The sequence below is a fragment of the Vagococcus fluvialis genome (assembly GCF_003337315.1).
Taxonomy (GTDB): Bacteria; Bacillota; Bacilli; order Lactobacillales; family Vagococcaceae; genus Vagococcus; species Vagococcus fluvialis.
The window spans coordinates 51,888-69,669 of sequence record NZ_QPJV01000005.1 but is presented as its reverse complement, the minus strand read 5'-3'; the positions used below and the strand labels follow the sequence as shown (position 1 = coordinate 69,669).

Here is a 17,782-nt window from a genome sequence, read left to right as displayed (position 1 = left end):
GGTTTCAATGAAAGAAAGATAGGATGAGACAATTTTGAAACAACAAGAAGAGAATGTAAAAGTTCAACTAAATATGATTACAAAAGAATATGACCTATACAAGAAAAAATCAGATAAAATCAAAGCATTATTTAAGTTTTCTGAAAAAAGCATTCCACATTTTTGGGGACTTAAAGGGATTGATTTAACAGTTTATTCTGGTGAAGCTGTTGGTTTAATCGGAATTAATGGTTCAGGTAAATCAACCTTATCTAATATACTAGCAGGAATTATTCCTCAAACAACAGGTCAAATGACAATTAATGGTGAAACATCAATTATTGCTATTGGAGCAGGATTAAAACCTCAGTTAACAGGTTTAGAAAATATTCGCTTAAAATGTTTAATGGGTGGTTTCACTAACGAAGAAATTGATGACATGCTAGAAGATATTAAAGCGTTTGCTGACTTAGGTGATTTTATTACTCAGCCAGTAAAAAACTATTCAAGTGGTATGAGATCAAGACTTGGTTTTGCTATTGCTGTCCATCAAAATCCAGATGTATTGATTATTGACGAGGCATTATCAGTTGGAGATGATACTTTCTACCAAAAATGTGTGGAGCGTATTTTAAGCTTTAAGGAACAAGGGAAAACTATTTTCTTCGTTTCTCACTCACTTGCACAAATTGAAAAATTATGTGATAAAGTTGCTTGGATTCATTACGGTGAATTAAGAGAGTATGGACCAACTGAAGAAGTCGTAAAAAATTACCGTGACTTCATTGCTTGGTTTAAAAAACAAAGTGCTAAAGACAAAAAAGAATACCAAGATAAGTTTAAAGAAGCTCAAAAAGACTTCTCAGAAGAAAAGTTAAAAGAAATTGCTATAGAAAGAGGCCATGACGAAGCTGCCTTAAAAGGCCCTGATATTGGTAAAATGTCAGTTCTGACTAAGATTTGTTTAATCGGAATGGTTATTGGTATTATGTTCTTTGGTTATCTACAAATTAGTGGTAAAGCTTTTTCATCGCTTTTTGCAAGTAGTGACTTAGATAAGAGCAAAACTGAGACAGTTGTGAAAGAGGCAAGTCCTGTAAGGTTAATTGATGATGAAATCATTATTCATTGATTTACTAAAGACAGTTTACGCCCTATATGTTAAGACGGTTTCGCGAGTGTATACAAAAGCTGAAAAGAAAAAACAAGTTGTGTATTTGCTTAGTTTTCCTAATAATGATCACGGTTTGATTGAAGCCTTAAATAAGCAAGAACATTTAAGTATTTGTTATACGAAGCAAGTGTCACATGAAGCGTTGGCTTATGCTGAAAAAGGCATTGATACGTGGTGTATTAATACGGTTCAGGGATTGTTTATGACCATTAAATTAATTACTGAAAGTAAAATAGTAATTGCTGACAATTATTTTCCTTTATTAGGGGATATTGTTGTCGATAGTCGAAGAGAAATTATCCAATTATGGCATGCAACTGGTGCGATTAAGCAATTTGGCTTAGAAGAGAAAAGTGCAACTAATCGAACAAAAACGGATCATGACAGATTCAATCGTGTCTATCAATCTTTTACACGCTTTTTAGTAGGTTCAAAAGCTATGGGTGATGTCTTTAAGAAAAGTTACGGAGCAACAGAAGAAGAAATACTGTATCTTGGTTTTCCAAGAACAGATTACCTCTTAAAAGCTTCTAAAGAAGAGCAACAAACACAAAAAATTGTTTACTTACCAACTTATCGAAAAAATAATATGCCTAATTTAGTAGCTGATGTTTTATTTTTAAGAGAAAAATTACCAGCAACTACTGAATTAATTATCAAAATTCATCCAACAACAACTTTACTTGAGGCTGAAAAATTAACAGCTGTTAAGGGTGTTCGTTTGGTACAGCAAAATCAAGGAGCAGATGATTTATTATTAGCAGCAGATTGCTTAATAACAGATTACTCATCAGTAGCTTTTGATTACGCGCTGATTAACAAACAAGGAAAACTTGTTTTCTATTGGTTTGATGAAGAAGAATACGAAAAAGAAACAGGTATTCAACAGATATTTAAAGAAACACTGCCCTACAAAGTAGTCTCTACAATAGAAGAAGTTGTTCTTAGCATTGAAGAAAGCCAAGATGATTTATCTGCTTTTAACGAAGTCTGGAACACTTACAACGACGGGGAATCAACAAAACGTTTATTACAATGGATAAAAGAAAAAATGGATGGAAACTAATGAGAAATTATGAAGTGGAAAAAATATTGGATGTTCCTGTTGATATACTGACAATGTCAGACATTTTAAGTGATGTCGAGGAATGTTTTAAAGAGAACACTAAACTAACAATTGCCAGTGTCAACCCGCAGATTATTTTGATGTCTGAACAAAATAAAGCAGTCAAAGACTTTATTGATCAGTCAACTCACAGAATAGCTGATGGAATTGGTATTATAAAAGTGTCTCATTGGACAAAAGGAAAAGTGACAGAGCGAGTAGCAGGATTTGATACAATGGAAGAATTACTCCGCTTTTGTAACACTCATAAAAAAAGAATTTTTCTTTATGGAGCAAAACCAGAAGTAGTAAAATTAGCTGGGGAAAATATCGCTACAACTTATCCTAATTTAGAAGTAGCAGGAATGATTGATGGTTACACTAAATTAAGTGATGACAAAATAGTTGAGCAAATCAATGAAGCTCAAGTAGATATGGTCTTTGTAGCCCTGGGAAGTCCAAAACAAGAAGAGTGGCTTAAAAAAAATATTAACTTAATATCAGCCAACGTTTTTCAGACAATTGGTGGGAGTTTAGATGTTTTAAGTGGCACAGCTAAAAGGGCACCAAAAATTTTTATTACATTAAATCTAGAGTGGCTATATCGTTCCATTAGTAATCCAAAACGATTTTATCGTATTTTTCAGCTGCCAGTCTTTGTTTTAAAATCAATTAACTGGCATCGAAAACAAGGGAAACATTAAGGAGAGTTTGCAACGTGAATGACGTAAAAACAATAATTTTAGAGCAAATAAATAGTTATGGTATTATTCGACGAATATCAAAATATGAAGAAAAAGCAACTTACCAAAGTCATTATTTAGGACTTATTTGGCAGTTTTTAAACCCAGCTATCCAAATCGGGATTTATTACTTAGTTTTCGGACTAGGGGTAAACCAAGGAAAAGAAGTAGATGGTGTGCCATTTATCGTTTGGATGTTAATCGGGATTATCGCATGGTTCTTTATTAATAGCTCGATTTTAGGTGGGTCAAATAGTATCTACAAACAAATCGGTATGGTATCGAAAATGAAATTCCCAGTCAGTATCTTACCAATGGTTAACATTAGAAGTAACTTTGTTAGTTACCGTGCTATGATGATTTTATTACTTGCTTCAATGTTTGGTTTTGGTATCTATCCAACAATCTACTGGTTACAGTATTTATACTATTTCTTCTGTATGATTGCCTTTTTATTTGCTTTTGGTGTCTTAAACTCAACTATTACGATTTTAGTACGAGACTACCATATTATGCTGCAGTCTATTTTAAGATTACTATTTTATTTATCAGGCCCAATTTGGAACTTTGAATCTATGTTTAAAGGTCACCCAATAATAGTGAGATTATTAGCTTTAAATCCAATCTACTATATTATTGATGGCTTTAGAGATTCTTTCCTTTCAAAACAATGGTTCTGGGAAAAAGGAACTCAAACAATGTTTTTCTGGTTAGTAACAGGCGTTTTACTAATTGTGGGCTCTCATATTCATATGAAATTTAGAGCACGATTTGTTGATTTTATTTAATAAAGGAGTTTTAGCATGAAAGCTTTAGTAGAAAAGTTTATAGGCATTATCTTTAAAGGCATTGGTCTCTTTCATAGTTCTAAAACTATTTACTTTGAAAGTTTTCATGGCACACAATTTAGTGACAATCCAAAAGCCATTTATGAATGGATGAAACAAGAATATCCTGAATACCATTTAGTATGGGGAGTTAACAAAGGACAAGAGAAACCTTTTCGTGATGAAAAGGTTTCTTACGTCCTCCGCTTCTCTATTAAATGGTTTTTAACTATGCCTAGAGCAGCTGTCTGGGTGATTAATACAAGAACACCTTTGTGGCTTACAAAGAACAAAAAAACAACTTATTTACAAACTTGGCATGGTACTCCGCTTAAAAAAATTGGTCAAGATATTGAAACAGTGAATATTCCAGGCTATACAAAAGAAAGTTATGATAATTCCTTTTCAGAAGAATCAAAGAGATGGGACTATTTAGTGTCACCTAATCCATATAGTACGGAGATATTCAAAAGAGCATTTGCTTATCAAGGAACAGTTCTTGAAACAGGATATCCACGAAATGATCTTTTAGTTAAGACAACTAAAGATGAATCTACTAAAAATATGATTAAAGAAAAATTGGATTTGCCAGAAGATAAAAAGCTGATTCTTTATGCCCCAACTTGGCGGGAAAAAGAAGCGAGACAAAATGGTAAATACACCTTTACTATTGATTTTCCTTTTGATGACTTAGTTGAGAAAATAGCTGATGATAGTTTGTTGCTAGTGAGGATGCACTATTTGGTGGCTGGACAATTTGATTTTTCTAAATATCAAGGGAAAGTTGTTAATGTTTCAGGAAATATTGATATGGCAGAGTTACTTGCAATTAGTGATTTATTAATAACTGATTATTCTTCATGTATGTTTGATTTTGCCATTACAGAAAAGCCGATGATTTTCTACATTCCAGATGAAGAAGAGTATGCTAATGAGATGAGAGGTTTTTATTTCCCTATGGCAGAAGAAATACCAGGCCGACTGGTTACAACGAAAAATGAATTACTTGAAGAGGTTATGAGATGGAAATCAACTAACAAGACATATAAATCAGAAAAATATGAGTTATTTAAAGAGAAATTTACGTCCCTTGAAGATGGAAAAGCATCGGAAAAAATAATGAAAACAATTATAAAAGAGAAAGGGGAATAAAGGATGAGTATCATTAGTCATGGAGCTCGTTTAGTGGGAGCAACTATTTTACCAAAAGTTTCATATTACCGTGGATTAGTCGATAAGTACACCAAGTTTTTTATTAATGAAACAGTAGAAAAAAATACGATTCTTTATGAAAGTCGTGATGGAAAATCAATGACTGATTCCCCCTTGGCGATTTTTGAGTATTTACTTAAAGTAGATAAAGAACAATCTTACACTCATATTTGGAGTGTAACTAAAAATGAAGAGTTAGAAAAAATTAAGTCTTTATATAAAGACCATAAAAATGTCATCTTTGTGACACGAAACTCAGAAAGCTATTTAAAATGGTTAGCAAAAGCAGAATATTTGATTAATAACTCTACTTTTCAACCTTTTGTAACGATTAAAAAAGATCAAACTTATATTAATACTTGGCACGGAACACCTTTAAAAACAATGGGCTTTGATATCCCAGGAAACCCGGCTAATGCTAAAAATGTCGTCAGAAATTTTTACATGGCTGATTTTTTAATTAGCCCGAATCATCACACGACTAATATGTTTTTAAAGAGTTACCGCTTAAATGATAATTACAGTGGAAAAATCATCGAATCAGGCTACCCAAGAATCGATCAAACCTTTGATAAAAATAAAGACGAACTTTTAAAACTGTTATTTGATTTTGACATAACTTTAGACTTAAGCAAAAAAATAATGCTATATACACCAACCTGTAAATTAAATGATCCAGCAACTTTCTCTGATGAAGTTAAACAAATTCAAAGTGAGATGGAACTCGTTAGAGAAAAATTTGATGATAGCTACAATGTTTTAGTCAAAGTTCATCCATTTCTTTACGATGAAGCTAAAAAAAATGTCGCATTAAGACCATTTTTAATTCCAGATGTGATTGATACAAATAAACTCTTAGGTATCACTGATTTGTTAATCACAGATTACTCCAGTATATTCTTTGATTACTTAGTAACTGATAAGCCAATCCTATTTTATTGTTGGGATGATGATTTGTATTCAAATCAACGTGGTAAATATTTTGAATATGAAGAGTTACCAGGAGCAGTGGCATTTAACATTGATGAATTATTAGTTAATATTGAAAATCTGGAAAATGATGTTACTAACTATCAAGCTAATTATGACAAATGTAAAGAAAAATTTGTTTGTTATGATGATGGTTTTGTGACAGAAAGAATTGTTAATATTATCTTTAATAAAAAAAGCTTACCTAATGTAGTAGTCATTGGACCAGATACAACTAAAAAAAGTCTACTGATTTATCCAGGTGGCCTAAGAAATAATGGAATCACAAGTAGCTTCCTTAATTTAATGCAGACAATTGATTATAGTCAGTACAGAGTAGTTTTATTACTAGATAATCTATCAATGCCAGAACAAATAAAAAATGTTGCCAGTGTTCCGGAGAATGTGACTTTACTTTTTCGTTATGATGTTCCTTTATTTACCATTAAGGAGCATTATAGAGACTTAAAAATTCATTTTAATGGTGTCAAAAAAGGAAAAGAAGAACAGTATCCTGAGGAAATCTATAAGCGTGAGTTAAATAGATTAATGGGAACACCTAATTTTGATGTTGCGATTGATTTTAGTGGTTACAGTCTACATTGGAGTAAGCTGATTTTAGCATCACAGACAAAACATTATGTTTGTTATCTACATAGTGATATGAAATTAGACCAAGAGAGAACTGTTAATGGCAAAAAAATCCATAAAATTAATTTGTTGGGCCAATTTAGTGTCTATGACCGTTATGATAAATTAGTTTCTGTTTCAGAATCAATTATGGAAATTAATAAAGAACAATTAAAAGAATATGCAGCTGCTGAAAAATTTACTTATGCAACGAATACAATAAACATAAAGAAAATCTTAACAATTAATGAACAAAGACCGATAGTAAAAGAAGTGGCTCAAACGATAATGTTTGTTCGTTCTGGGAGACTGAACAGACCAGAAAAAAAATTACTAATTAAGTCAACAAGACCAGATATGACCTTAGGAAGTATTAAGGAAAAATATTTAACTTCTGATGAGGTGTCTGTTTTAGGTAAATTTGTTTATCAGGATGAAACCTACTATAAAATTAGTCAAGACCATATATACCTAGGATGGATAAAAGCCAAAGAGGTAAGTGTATCTCCAGTTAGTATCTTATCTGAAAAATCAGTTTCAAACTTTGGTAAGTTAAATACGTATACCGATGATGATTTTTATTCAGAACCAATAGGATTAGAAAAAAGTGTGCCACTAAGTACAGCAGCAGAGTTACGGAATGTTTATGTGGATATTACCAAAGAAGTTGTTACTGAAGAGGGGACTTCTGTCTTAGTTACTTTAAAAGGGAAAGACTTAGGTTGGGTACCTAAAAATAAAATTACCTGGTCTAAAAAGTTATCTCCCAATAAAAAAGCGAGTCTTATTGTTAAAATCTTGCGACAGCTAGTGAAAGTTCCAAATCACTTACAGCACAAAGATAAGTTGAAAGAAATAGCTATTAGACCGCTGAAAAAAGAAATCTTATCAGGCTACTATAGACAGGCTGAGGTTAAAGCTTTAACAGCCTATGAAAAGCCAATGGAAACAATAAACCCTATCCAGTTAGGTGAAGTAGAAGTCTTGTATGTTAAGTCTTTAAGTACAACATCTAATGGTAGATGGTTTGAAATTCTCACTGAGAACCATAAAACATTATGGATTAAAGAAGAGAACTTAAAATTAACTAGTTTAAAGGATGAAGAGATTATCTTTGAGAAAGAGGCAATGTATATAGCAACTAGTAAAGAGTTACTGATAACTGTCTATCCAACTCTTTCAGATTGTATCAAAAATAAAGGTCAAGAAATTAAAGCTTTAACTCAGTATCAAGTGATAAAAGAAGCTAAAACGTCACTAGAAAGAGACTTTTTACTTGTTAGTTATGAAGGAAAAGAGCTATGGGTAGGAAAAGAAGATTTAGTTTTTGAAGAGGTTACAGGAATTACAAATGCAGAAGGACAAGTTTTCTCTTATCCAAATCCTGATGTAAGCAATATTGTAACTGTAGGTAGACTTTCACCTGAGAAAAACCAGATTGTTTTAATTCAAGCTTTTAGCGAGTATCAAAAAACATATCCAAAAAGTCATCTATATGTTATAGGAGCAGGGGTTGAAGCCGCTAAACTAGAAAAAGAAATCAGCACACTAGGCTTAAAAGAGAAAGTAACATTGCTTGGTCAAGTCTACAATCCTTTTGAGTTTATGAAACAGTGTGATATATTTGCTCTGACTTCTCTTTACGAAGGGCAATCTTTAGTTTTAGTAGAGGCTTTAACATTACAAATGAAATGTGTCTCAACAGATATCCCGGCTTGTCGCGATGTTTTACAAAACGGTGAGTATGGTTTACTAACTAAAACAAATGATGTTAAGGGTGTAACTGACGGTTTAATCAGTATGATGTCTAAAGAACAATCTGATTTTAAAAACTTTGATCCATATGAATACAACGAATTAGCTTTAAAAGAATTTTATAAACAATTAGAGGGTTAATTTATTTAACCCTCGATTTGTTTGTGAATATTTTGGGCATTTTCACATGCCAAATATCTATATCTGATTATTAAATTAGATAATTATATAAAATAAGAAAATAAGTGTGTTTTTAATAGAAAAAACTATTGAATTAACCATAGTTTACCTCTATTATAAAGAGGAGCGACTATTAGCTCCTTTTTTTGTGGTTCTAAGATAAGGAACTATGAAAAAAAGGATGAAAATAGACTACAATACAAAATTAAGAATAGATACTATTTGGAGGAAATGATGGAAGAAACAGTAAGTTTACAAGAGATTTTCAGTTTATTAAAAAAGAAAGCAACATTGATTGTTTCAATGTTTTTTGTTGGAATTGGGATTGCTGCTATTTTAACGTTATTTGTCATAACACCAAAATACAATGCCACATCTCAATTAATCGCAACATCAGCTAATAAAGATAGTAATGTAAGTACTGATAACATTAATAGTAACTTAATGATGATTAATACTTATAAAGACTTTATTAAAGGGAAAGTCGTAACAGATGCAGCAAGAGAACAATTAGAAAAAGAAATTGGTTTTAAAGGAACATCTGAAGATGTGAAAAATATGATTAACGTAGAGCAAACGCAAAGCTCTCAAATGTTCTCAATTGTAGCGACTTCAGAAAATCCAAATGAAGCCGCAACAGTGGCTAATGTAGTATCAGCTATTTTTAAACAAGAAGCTAAAGAGTACACAGAAGCCGATAAAGTTTCGATTATTTCAGAAGCCTCACCTTCAACTAATCCAGTATCACCTAATAAAAAAGTCAATCTTGCTATTGGTGGGATTTTAGGCTTAATCATTGGTGTTGGGTTAGCACTTTTAAGCCAATTATTTAATCGCACAGTAAAATCTGTTGAGTATGTAACAGAAACCTTAAATATTCCAGTATTAGGTCATATTCCATTATTAGCTTCAAAAGAACTTAAAGATATTCAAAAACACCAAAAATCAGCCTTAAAATCAGTTAACTTAACAACTGAGACTATTGATGATGTCTTTAATTTAGATGACGGAGTAGATGGATTAGATCAAGACTTATCAAGAATTAAAGATGGTCGTGATTTAGATCAGACGATTGATTTATCAGAAATTAAAATTAATCGTATAGAGTTAGATGACACACCAGTTATAGATGGTCGCAAAAATCGTCATTCAGTCGCTGGATTAAGCCGCGTGAAAAGATAAGTTTAGTGAAGTTAAGAGGAGAGTACTAATGGCAAAAAATAAACAGACTAAATTGGCAGCTCCAGAACAAGCAACCTTGTTTACGGTAGTTGACCCAATGTCAAATATATCTGAGCAATTTAGAACAATTAGAACGAATATTTTATATTCAAGTGTTGAAAATCAAACTCAAAGTATTATCGTGACATCAGCTGGACCTTCAGAAGGTAAGTCAACCACATCAGCTAACTTAGCAATTGCTTTTGCTCAATCAGGCATGAAAACTGTACTAGTAGATGCAGACTTAAGAAGACCAACTGTTCATAGAAGTTTCTATATGGAAAATACAAAAGGATTGAGTAGTTTATTAAGTATTCGTCGTATGTCACTTGGCGAAGTAATCCAACCTAGTGATGTGCGTAACCTAGATTTAATTACAAGTGGGCCAATCTCACCAAATCCATCAGAGTTACTTGCATCTAGTCGAATGAGAAAAGTCTTACATATTTTAAAACAAGAGTATGACTTTATTATCTTTGATGTACCTCCTGTAGGAACAGTAACAGATGCACAGTTAATCGCCTCTCAAGTAGATGGGGCCCTACTTGTAGTAAGAGAAGATCAAACAGAAAAATCTGGTTTAGAGCGAGCTGTAAAATTATTAGATCAAGTAGATGCTAATATTATTGGATCTATCTACACAGGTGAAATTACAGAACAAAATTATGGTTATTATCAGTCTTAAAAAAGAAAGGAAATTTGCGTATGTTAGTCGATATACATTGTCATATATTACCTGGCGTTGACGATGGGGCGCAAACCTTGGAGGCTTCTCTAGAGATGGCACGAGCTGCTGTCTCTGAGGGAATCACTCATATTCTTTGTACACCCCATCATAACAATGGGGTGTATTTAAATCCTAAACATGAAGTCATTTTGAAAGTAGCCGAACTTCAAGCAGTACTTGATGAAAAGGAAATCCCTTTGACTCTCTTTGAAGGTCAAGAGGTAAGGATGTCACCAGATTTATTAAGAAGAATCTCTCAAAATGATATTCTTTTTACAGATTTAGATGACACATATATATTAATCGAGTTTCCATCTATGGAAGTCCCAATATACGCCCACCGCGTATTATTTGAATTATGTACTAATGGATATACACCGATTATTGTCCATCCTGAGAGAAATGCTCAAATTATGAAGAATCCTAATTTAATGATTCCTCTAATTGAAATGGGCTGTCTATCTCAAGTGACTTGTGGGAGTTACGTCGGACAGTTTGGTAAAGAAATCCAAAGAGTAGCTAAAGGGATGATTGAGTGCAATTTAGCTCATATGTTAGCCTCAGATGCACATAATCTCAAAGGGCGTAACTTTTATACAAAAGAAGCATACGCTAAATTAGAAAAAGAATTTGGTATAAACAAAGTGGAAAAATATCAGCAAGTTGTTAAAGACATTGTTAATGGGGAAAAGGTAACAAAAAGTCCACCTGAAGAGTATAAAAAGAAATTTAGCTTTTTTGGTTAAATTTCAGTTAAAAAAGGAAGGTTAAAAATTACTATTGTTGGTTAGGTGGAAAAGTTATGAGTAGAAGAACAAAAATTACTATCATATTATCAATCGATTCATTAATTATTATTTTTGCGGGGTTAATTAGTAATATCTATTTAAATTCAATGATGCCAGTTTCAAGAAGGTATATGGTGCTCTCACTGATTATTCAGTGGACTCTGTATACCTTATTTGGCTATCTATTTAATGTGTTTAATCGGATTAATCGCTATACAGGAATTAGCTCGATTATTTCTATCTTTTTTGCAGTCACTTTAGCAAGTGGCTTTGAGTTATTATTTTTTGTTTGGCAAAAAAGTACCTTTGCAGATTTGAACCAAACAATCTCATCTTATTTTATTTCTTTAGTTTTGATTATAAGCAGTCGAATAATTTGGCGAATAATTGTCGAAAATCAAATAAGAAAAGGATTTACAAAAGAAGATGCGGACGAGAATGCTTTTATTATTGGGGCAGGAAAAGCTGGTGAGTTACTTTATAATTCTATGAAAAATAATAGTAACAAAACACATTTAGATATTATGGGATTTATTGATGATGATATTAACAAATATAAAACAGTTTTATTAGATAAAAAAGTATTAGGCTGTATTGATGACTTACCAAGGTTAGTTAAAGAGTATGATGTGACTACTCTGACTGTGGCAATCCCTTCAATGACGGCTGAGCAGTATGAGCATTTATTAGATGTTGTTAACCCTTTAAATGTGAAGTTATATACTATCCCTTCTTTAGAGGAGTTAGCTACAGGAAAAATCTCTGTGACTAAGTTAAGAGAAATAGACGTAGTAGATTTACTTGGCCGAGATGAAGTGAAGCTAGATATGGATATCATCAAGACTCAAATTACGAATCAAGTTATTTTAGTAACTGGTGCTGGTGGTTCCATTGGGTCAGAAATATGTCGCCAAGTTATGCAATTTTCTCCTAAGCGATTATTACTATTAGGTCATGGTGAAAATTCAATTTATTTAATTGAAAAAGAATTACGACAAAAATGTAGAGATAAAAATACTGAAATAGTACCAATTATAGCTGAAATCAGAGATGAAAATCGAATGAACCAAGTGATGGCAGATTTTAGACCAGATATCGTTTATCACGCAGCAGCTCATAAACATGTACCTTTAATGGAATATAATCCGTCAGAAGCTTTAAAGAATAATATTTATGGTACAAAAAATGTCGCTGAAGCAGCTTTAAATAATCAAGTGAAATCATTTGTCATGATATCAACAGACAAAGCTGTCAATCCTCCTAATGTAATGGGAGCAACGAAACGTGTAGCAGAGATGATTGTTACTGGACTAAATGGTAAGGGTGTTACTAAATTCTCAGCTGTTCGATTTGGAAATGTATTAGGAAGTCGTGGAAGTGTTGTGCCATTATTTAAAGAGCAAGTCGCTAAAGGTGGTCCTTTAACAGTTACTGACTTTAGAATGACTCGTTACTTTATGACAATACCTGAGGCAAGTCGCTTAGTTATCCAATCAGGAGCCTTAGCTAAAGGTGGCGAAATTTTTATTTTAGATATGGGTGAGCCTGTCAAAATCTACGACCTAGCTAAAAAAGTAATTAAATTAAGTGGCTATACAGAAGAAGAAATCGGCATCATTGAAACAGGTATCAGACCTGGAGAAAAATTATATGAAGAATTATTAGTAGATAAAGAAAAATCAGCTAATCAAGTTCATGAAAAGATTTTTGTTGGTAATGTTAAAGGCTTTAGCTTTGAAGAAGTAATGAAAAAAGTTAACTCATTACCTAATAATGAAGAAGCCTTAGCACGTGAGTTAGTTTATTTTGCGAATAAATCAAGTGAGGAATAAGTATGTACAAAAAAGGATTAAAAAGAATAGTTGATTTTTTACTATCACTTTTAGGGATTATAGTATTGTCACCAATTTTATTGATACTGGTGATAGCTATAAAAATAGATTCAAAGGGACCAGTAATCTTTACTCAAAAGAGGGTTGGTAAAAATAAAAAACTATTTAATATTTATAAATTTAGAACCATGAAAATAGATACACCAAAAGAAATGCCGACTCACTTACTTGAAAATTCAGACTTTTTCATTACTAAAGTTGGTAAGTTTCTACGTAAAACGAGTTTAGATGAGCTGCCGCAGCTTTTTAATATTTTAAAAGGTGATATGGCAGTCATAGGACCAAGACCAGCTTTGTGGAATCAAGATGACTTAATTGAAGAACGTGATAAGTACGGTGCTAATGATATTAGACCTGGTCTTACAGGCTGGGCACAAATTAATGGACGTGATGAACTAGAAATTGACTACAAAGCTCAATTAGATGGCTATTATGTAGAAAGAGAAAGTTTTTCGATGGACGTAAAATGTTTCTTTGGAACGATTGTATCTGTCTTTAAATCAGATGGAGTTCTAGAGGGTGGAACAGGAAGTAAAATAGATACAGAAGGAGAGTAACTATTAATGAAAAGAATATTAGTAACAGGCGAAAATAGTTATATTGGTACTTCTTTTGTAACATATATGGAGCAGTTTAAAGAAGAATATGAAGTTGAAACAATTTCTGTAAGAGGAGATGAGTGGAGAGGAAAAGATTTTTCTATTTATGATGCTGTTTTTCATGTAGCAGGAATCGCTCATGCTGACGTTGGGAAAGTATCTGATGAAGAGAAAGAATTATATTATAAGGTAAATACTGATTTAACCTTTGAAGTAGCAAATAAATATAAATCAGATAGAAAAAATCAGCTTTCACAGTTTGTACATATGAGCTCAATCATTGTTTACGGAGATAATGTAAGCATTAGAAAAAAAAGAGTTATTACTAAAAATACTGAGCCAAACCCTTCCAATTTTTATGGTGATAGTAAATTACAAGGTGAAATTAAAATTAAACCATTAGCGGATACTAATTTTAATGTTTGTATCATTAGACCACCAATGATCTACGGGCCAAATAGTAAGGGGAATTATCCTCAACTAAGAAAATTAGCATTAAAATTGCCAGTATTTCCAGATATACCAAATGAAAGATCTATGCTATATGTTGGAAATTTAATGAGTTTTGTTAAGGAAATGGTAGATTCTGAAAAAGAAACAGGGATTTTCTTTCCTCAAAACTCTGAGTATGTCAGAACGAGTTATATGGTTAAAGAAATTGCTAAAGCTCATGGAAAAGATATTAAGTTATTTTCTTTCATGAATTGGAGTGTGTATTTATTAAGTTATATACCAGGGAAGATTGGTGATATGACGAATAAAGCATTTGGTAATTTGGTATATGAGAAGAGTAATGAATTAAACGTTTTAAAAAAATTTAAAGAATCTATTAAAGAAAGTGAGAAAGATTTAAAATGAAAATTGCGATAATTTCTTGCTTTGAAACGTATCAAAATAGAATTGATGACATGAAAAAATATTATTTATCGAGAAATAATGAAGTAGTTATTATTAAATCTAATTATTTACATTTTAAAAAACAATATATAGGGAAAAAGGACGAAGATACTGTACTTATTGATGTACCTGGTTATAAAAAGAATATATCGATTAAAAGAATTATATCTCACTTTATGTTTTCAAAACGAACATTGAAATATTTAAATAATAATGATTTTGACTTAATCCACGTATTAATTCCCCCTAACTCATTATGTAAACAACTTTCAAAATTAGATGGAAATGTAAAAATCATATATGATGTTATAGATTTTTGGCCTGAAACGATGCCATTAAAGAGGGTATCATCTACTAGTTTTTATCGAAAATGGAAAAAATTACGAAATAATTATATCGGAGATTCAGATTTTATAATTACTGAGTGTAATTTATTTGAAAATAGAATTCGTGAAGAATTATTATGTAGGCAGGTGGAAACAGTTTATTTTACAAGAGAAGAAATTTCTGATGTTGAAAATTTGTGTTTAAGTGATAAAAAAATTGAATTAGTCTATTTAGGATCTATAAATAATATAATTGATATAGAGAATATTGTCCTAATATTAAAAGAATTAAATAAGAAAATTGATATAATTTTTCATTTAATTGGTGGTGGAGAAAATAAGACTAGATTTCTTAAATTGTTGGATGTAAATATGATTAATTATGTTGATTATGGACTAGTTTATGATTTTGAGGAAAAAAGAGAAATTTTTTCAAAGTGCGCATTTGCATTTAATATAATGAAACCAGATGTTTTTGTCGGATTAACTATGAAATCATTAGATTATTTTCAATATGGTATTCCAATAATAAATAATATTTCTTATGATACAGAAAAAATTGTAGATGATTATTTAGTTGGAGTAAATGTGAATAGTTTTAATAGTAATGATGAACTAATTGAAACTATAATATCTAAATCAAGAGTAGTCGATAATACTAAAATGAGAAGAAATGTAAGTAAAATGTTTACTGAAACATTTTCATTTAATATTTTAGAGAAGAAGATGGATGCTATTTTAGATGAAATTATGTTAAATAAAAGTGATAGGGGATCAAAATGAACAATCCAATTAAAAGTGCAGCTATTTTAGTGACTTATAATCCTGTAGAATCAACACTAGATGTAATAAAAGGATTATTAAAAATGAATGTTCACTTAATTGTAGTTGATAATGGCACAAAGGTAGATAATTTATATATAAATGAAATTGAAAAAGAATTGATGAAAGAACAAGAAACTCATTTTTTAAAATTAGAAAAAAATGAAGGATTAGCTACTGCTCAAAATAAAGGTATTAAATTATGTACTTCTTTGAGTAATGAATTTATTTTTTTCTTTGATCAAGATACTATCTTACCAAATAATTATATTTCAATAATGGAAAAATCTTTTTTAGATTATGAAGCAAATTATAATGAAAAATTAGGAATACTTGCTCCAAATTATTTTGATAGAAATACGAAAGAATATGCACATTACGCTTTTTTAACTGATAAATCTTATGAAGATAGAATTTTTAACAATGAAAAGTATATGGAAGTATCATTTGTAATCTCATCAGGAAGTATGATGAGGATGTCAGTAATAAATGAGATAGGAACTTATATCGATGATTTTTTTATAGATCAGATTGATACGGAATATTCTTTAAGGATGAAAAAAAGTGGATATAAAATCATTGCTACTTCAGAAGTGCTATTAAATCATACAATAGGGGATAGAGAGAAAAAAAAATTGTTTGGATTAACAATAAAACCTAATCACCATTCAGAGCTAAGAAAATATTATATTTTTAGGAATGGTAAAGTATTAATTGACCTCTATGGAAAAGAATATTACGGATTTAAAGTACTAATGTACAAACGTTTTATTCATGATATTTTAGGTATCTTATTTTTTGAGAAGAACAAAGTAACTAAAATAAAGAGTATAAAAAAGGGGTTAACTGATAGTAAATTGTTAAAAGAAAAGATTGAAAGAAAGAGTTATTATTATGAATAAGATAATAAAAATAATTCCACTATTCTTTATATTTATTGTATTTTCATTTTCAACAAATAATCCAGATATCAAAAACTATGAGAATATATATTTATACTTATCGCAAACTGGTAATTATTCATATAGTGGTGTAGAAATAGGTTTTTCTCTACTAATGAAATTTTCTGTCTTTTTAGGTCTTGATTATTATGGTTTTTTAATAATACTAGGAACTATTACAACGATGTTATTGTATAATTTTACTGTGAAATATTCGAATAATCCAAGTATAGTGTTAATTATGTATATAATATTCCCTTTTTTTTTAGAAGTAGTACAAATAAGGAATTATTTAGCTAGTTTGATAGTATTAAATGCAATTACTTTTTTAATCAGTAAAAAATATTTTAAATACTGTGTAGCAATAATATTTGCTTCTTTATTTCACACAACATCTCTTTTTTATTTACTGTTTGTATTAGTGTTTTTCTCAAAAAAAAAATTATTGTATATAGTTCTGTCGATAACAGGAATTTATGTTGTGATTCAAAAATATGTTTTTCCGAAATTATTATTATTAATTCCGAATGGTACTAAATATATAGTGTATATGGATAATGCAAAAATCACTACGACTATATTATTTATAATTTACTTTTTTTGCAGTTTAATCCTGATTTTTAATTTAAGTCGAGGAGCATATGCTTTAAATAATCAATTTAATCATTTAACTGATAAACAGCTCTCTATGATAGAAATGATTGAAAAGATAAATATAATAATAGTATTTTCATTTGCGTTAATTGCTTTAGATATTAATTTCTTTAGATTATATAGAAATATCATTATATTAAATTATATATTATTTTCTAATACTTTTTATAGATATAAGGTATTAAAAAATAGTTCAATCATATCATCTCAAATTTTGTTTATTTTATTTAGTTTAATTACAGGTTTTTTCTTTTTATATTACAATCAATTTGAATCAGTAGTAAAAACTATACTTGAATCAATTGTATTTTTTAGTAAAGCGAATTAAGTAGAAGAGAGGC

At 30.5% G+C, this 17,782-nt stretch carries 15 protein-coding genes; all 15 read left to right on the top strand.

The window, feature by feature from the left end; genetic code table 11:
* Positions 1-34: 34 nt before the first annotated feature.
* The 15 genes from DFR54_RS06580 (at position 35) to DFR54_RS06510 (ending at position 17,769) form a co-directional block, all read left to right on the top strand.
* Positions 35-1,111 carry an ABC transporter ATP-binding protein gene (locus DFR54_RS06580; protein ID WP_249033376.1) on the top strand — a complete coding sequence of 359 codons (1,077 nt, stop codon included), beginning with the start codon at positions 35-37 and terminating at the stop codon, positions 1,109-1,111.
* Positions 1,092-2,219: a CDP-glycerol glycerophosphotransferase family protein gene (locus DFR54_RS06575; RefSeq protein WP_170126931.1), complete on the top strand. Its 1,128-nt coding sequence runs from the start codon at positions 1,092-1,094 to the stop codon at positions 2,217-2,219. The genes DFR54_RS06580 and DFR54_RS06575 overlap by 20 nt, the downstream gene beginning before the upstream one ends.
* On the top strand, positions 2,219-2,962 hold the full coding sequence (locus tag DFR54_RS06570) for a WecB/TagA/CpsF family glycosyltransferase (protein ID WP_114289556.1): 744 nt from the start codon (positions 2,219-2,221) through the stop codon (positions 2,960-2,962). The genes DFR54_RS06575 and DFR54_RS06570 overlap by 1 nt, the downstream gene beginning before the upstream one ends.
* A gap of 14 nt (positions 2,963-2,976) precedes the next feature.
* A complete protein-coding gene (locus DFR54_RS06565) occupies positions 2,977-3,789 on the top strand; it encodes an ABC transporter permease (RefSeq protein WP_114289555.1) in 813 nt (270 codons plus the stop codon).
* A 15-nt stretch (positions 3,790-3,804) separates the two neighbouring features.
* Positions 3,805-4,980 (top strand): CDP-glycerol glycerophosphotransferase family protein, encoded by a 1,176-nt coding sequence (locus DFR54_RS06560; RefSeq protein ID WP_114289554.1) that lies wholly within the window; start codon positions 3,805-3,807, stop codon positions 4,978-4,980.
* Positions 4,981-4,983: 3 nt separating this feature from the next.
* Positions 4,984-8,535: a CDP-glycerol glycerophosphotransferase family protein gene (locus DFR54_RS06555; protein WP_114289553.1), complete on the top strand. Its 3,552-nt coding sequence runs from the start codon at positions 4,984-4,986 to the stop codon at positions 8,533-8,535.
* Positions 8,536-8,808: 273 nt separating this feature from the next.
* Positions 8,809-9,756 (top strand): YveK family protein, encoded by a 948-nt coding sequence (locus DFR54_RS06550; RefSeq protein WP_167799916.1) that lies wholly within the window; start codon positions 8,809-8,811, stop codon positions 9,754-9,756.
* Positions 9,757-9,784: 28 nt separating this feature from the next.
* Positions 9,785-10,480 carry a CpsD/CapB family tyrosine-protein kinase gene (locus DFR54_RS06545; protein ID WP_114289551.1) on the top strand — a complete coding sequence of 232 codons (696 nt, stop codon included), beginning with the start codon at positions 9,785-9,787 and terminating at the stop codon, positions 10,478-10,480.
* A gap of 20 nt (positions 10,481-10,500) precedes the next feature.
* On the top strand, positions 10,501-11,268 hold the full coding sequence (locus DFR54_RS06540; RefSeq protein WP_114289550.1) for a tyrosine-protein phosphatase: 768 nt from the start codon (positions 10,501-10,503) through the stop codon (positions 11,266-11,268).
* 56 nt (positions 11,269-11,324) lie between these two features.
* A complete protein-coding gene (locus tag DFR54_RS06535) occupies positions 11,325-13,142 on the top strand; it encodes a polysaccharide biosynthesis protein (protein ID WP_114289549.1) in 1,818 nt (605 codons plus the stop codon).
* A 2-nt stretch (positions 13,143-13,144) separates the two neighbouring features.
* A complete protein-coding gene (locus tag DFR54_RS06530; protein WP_114289548.1) occupies positions 13,145-13,759 on the top strand; it encodes a sugar transferase in 615 nt (204 codons plus the stop codon).
* A gap of 6 nt (positions 13,760-13,765) precedes the next feature.
* The gene (locus tag DFR54_RS06525; RefSeq protein WP_114289547.1) at positions 13,766-14,659 is read left to right on the top strand and encodes an NAD-dependent epimerase/dehydratase family protein; all 894 of its coding nucleotides are present in this window, start codon (positions 13,766-13,768) and stop codon (positions 14,657-14,659) included.
* Entirely contained in the window at positions 14,656-15,807 is a 1,152-nt protein-coding gene (locus DFR54_RS06520) for a glycosyltransferase family protein (RefSeq protein WP_114289546.1), read from the top strand. Before DFR54_RS06525 ends, DFR54_RS06520 begins: the two co-directional genes overlap by 4 nt.
* Entirely contained in the window at positions 15,804-16,748 is a 945-nt protein-coding gene (locus DFR54_RS06515; protein ID WP_114289545.1) for a glycosyltransferase family 2 protein, read from the top strand. Before DFR54_RS06520 ends, DFR54_RS06515 begins: the two co-directional genes overlap by 4 nt.
* Positions 16,741-17,769 carry an EpsG family protein gene (locus DFR54_RS06510; RefSeq protein WP_114289544.1) on the top strand — a complete coding sequence of 343 codons (1,029 nt, stop codon included), beginning with the start codon at positions 16,741-16,743 and terminating at the stop codon, positions 17,767-17,769. Before DFR54_RS06515 ends, DFR54_RS06510 begins: the two co-directional genes overlap by 8 nt.
* Positions 17,770-17,782: the final 13 nt, after the last annotated feature.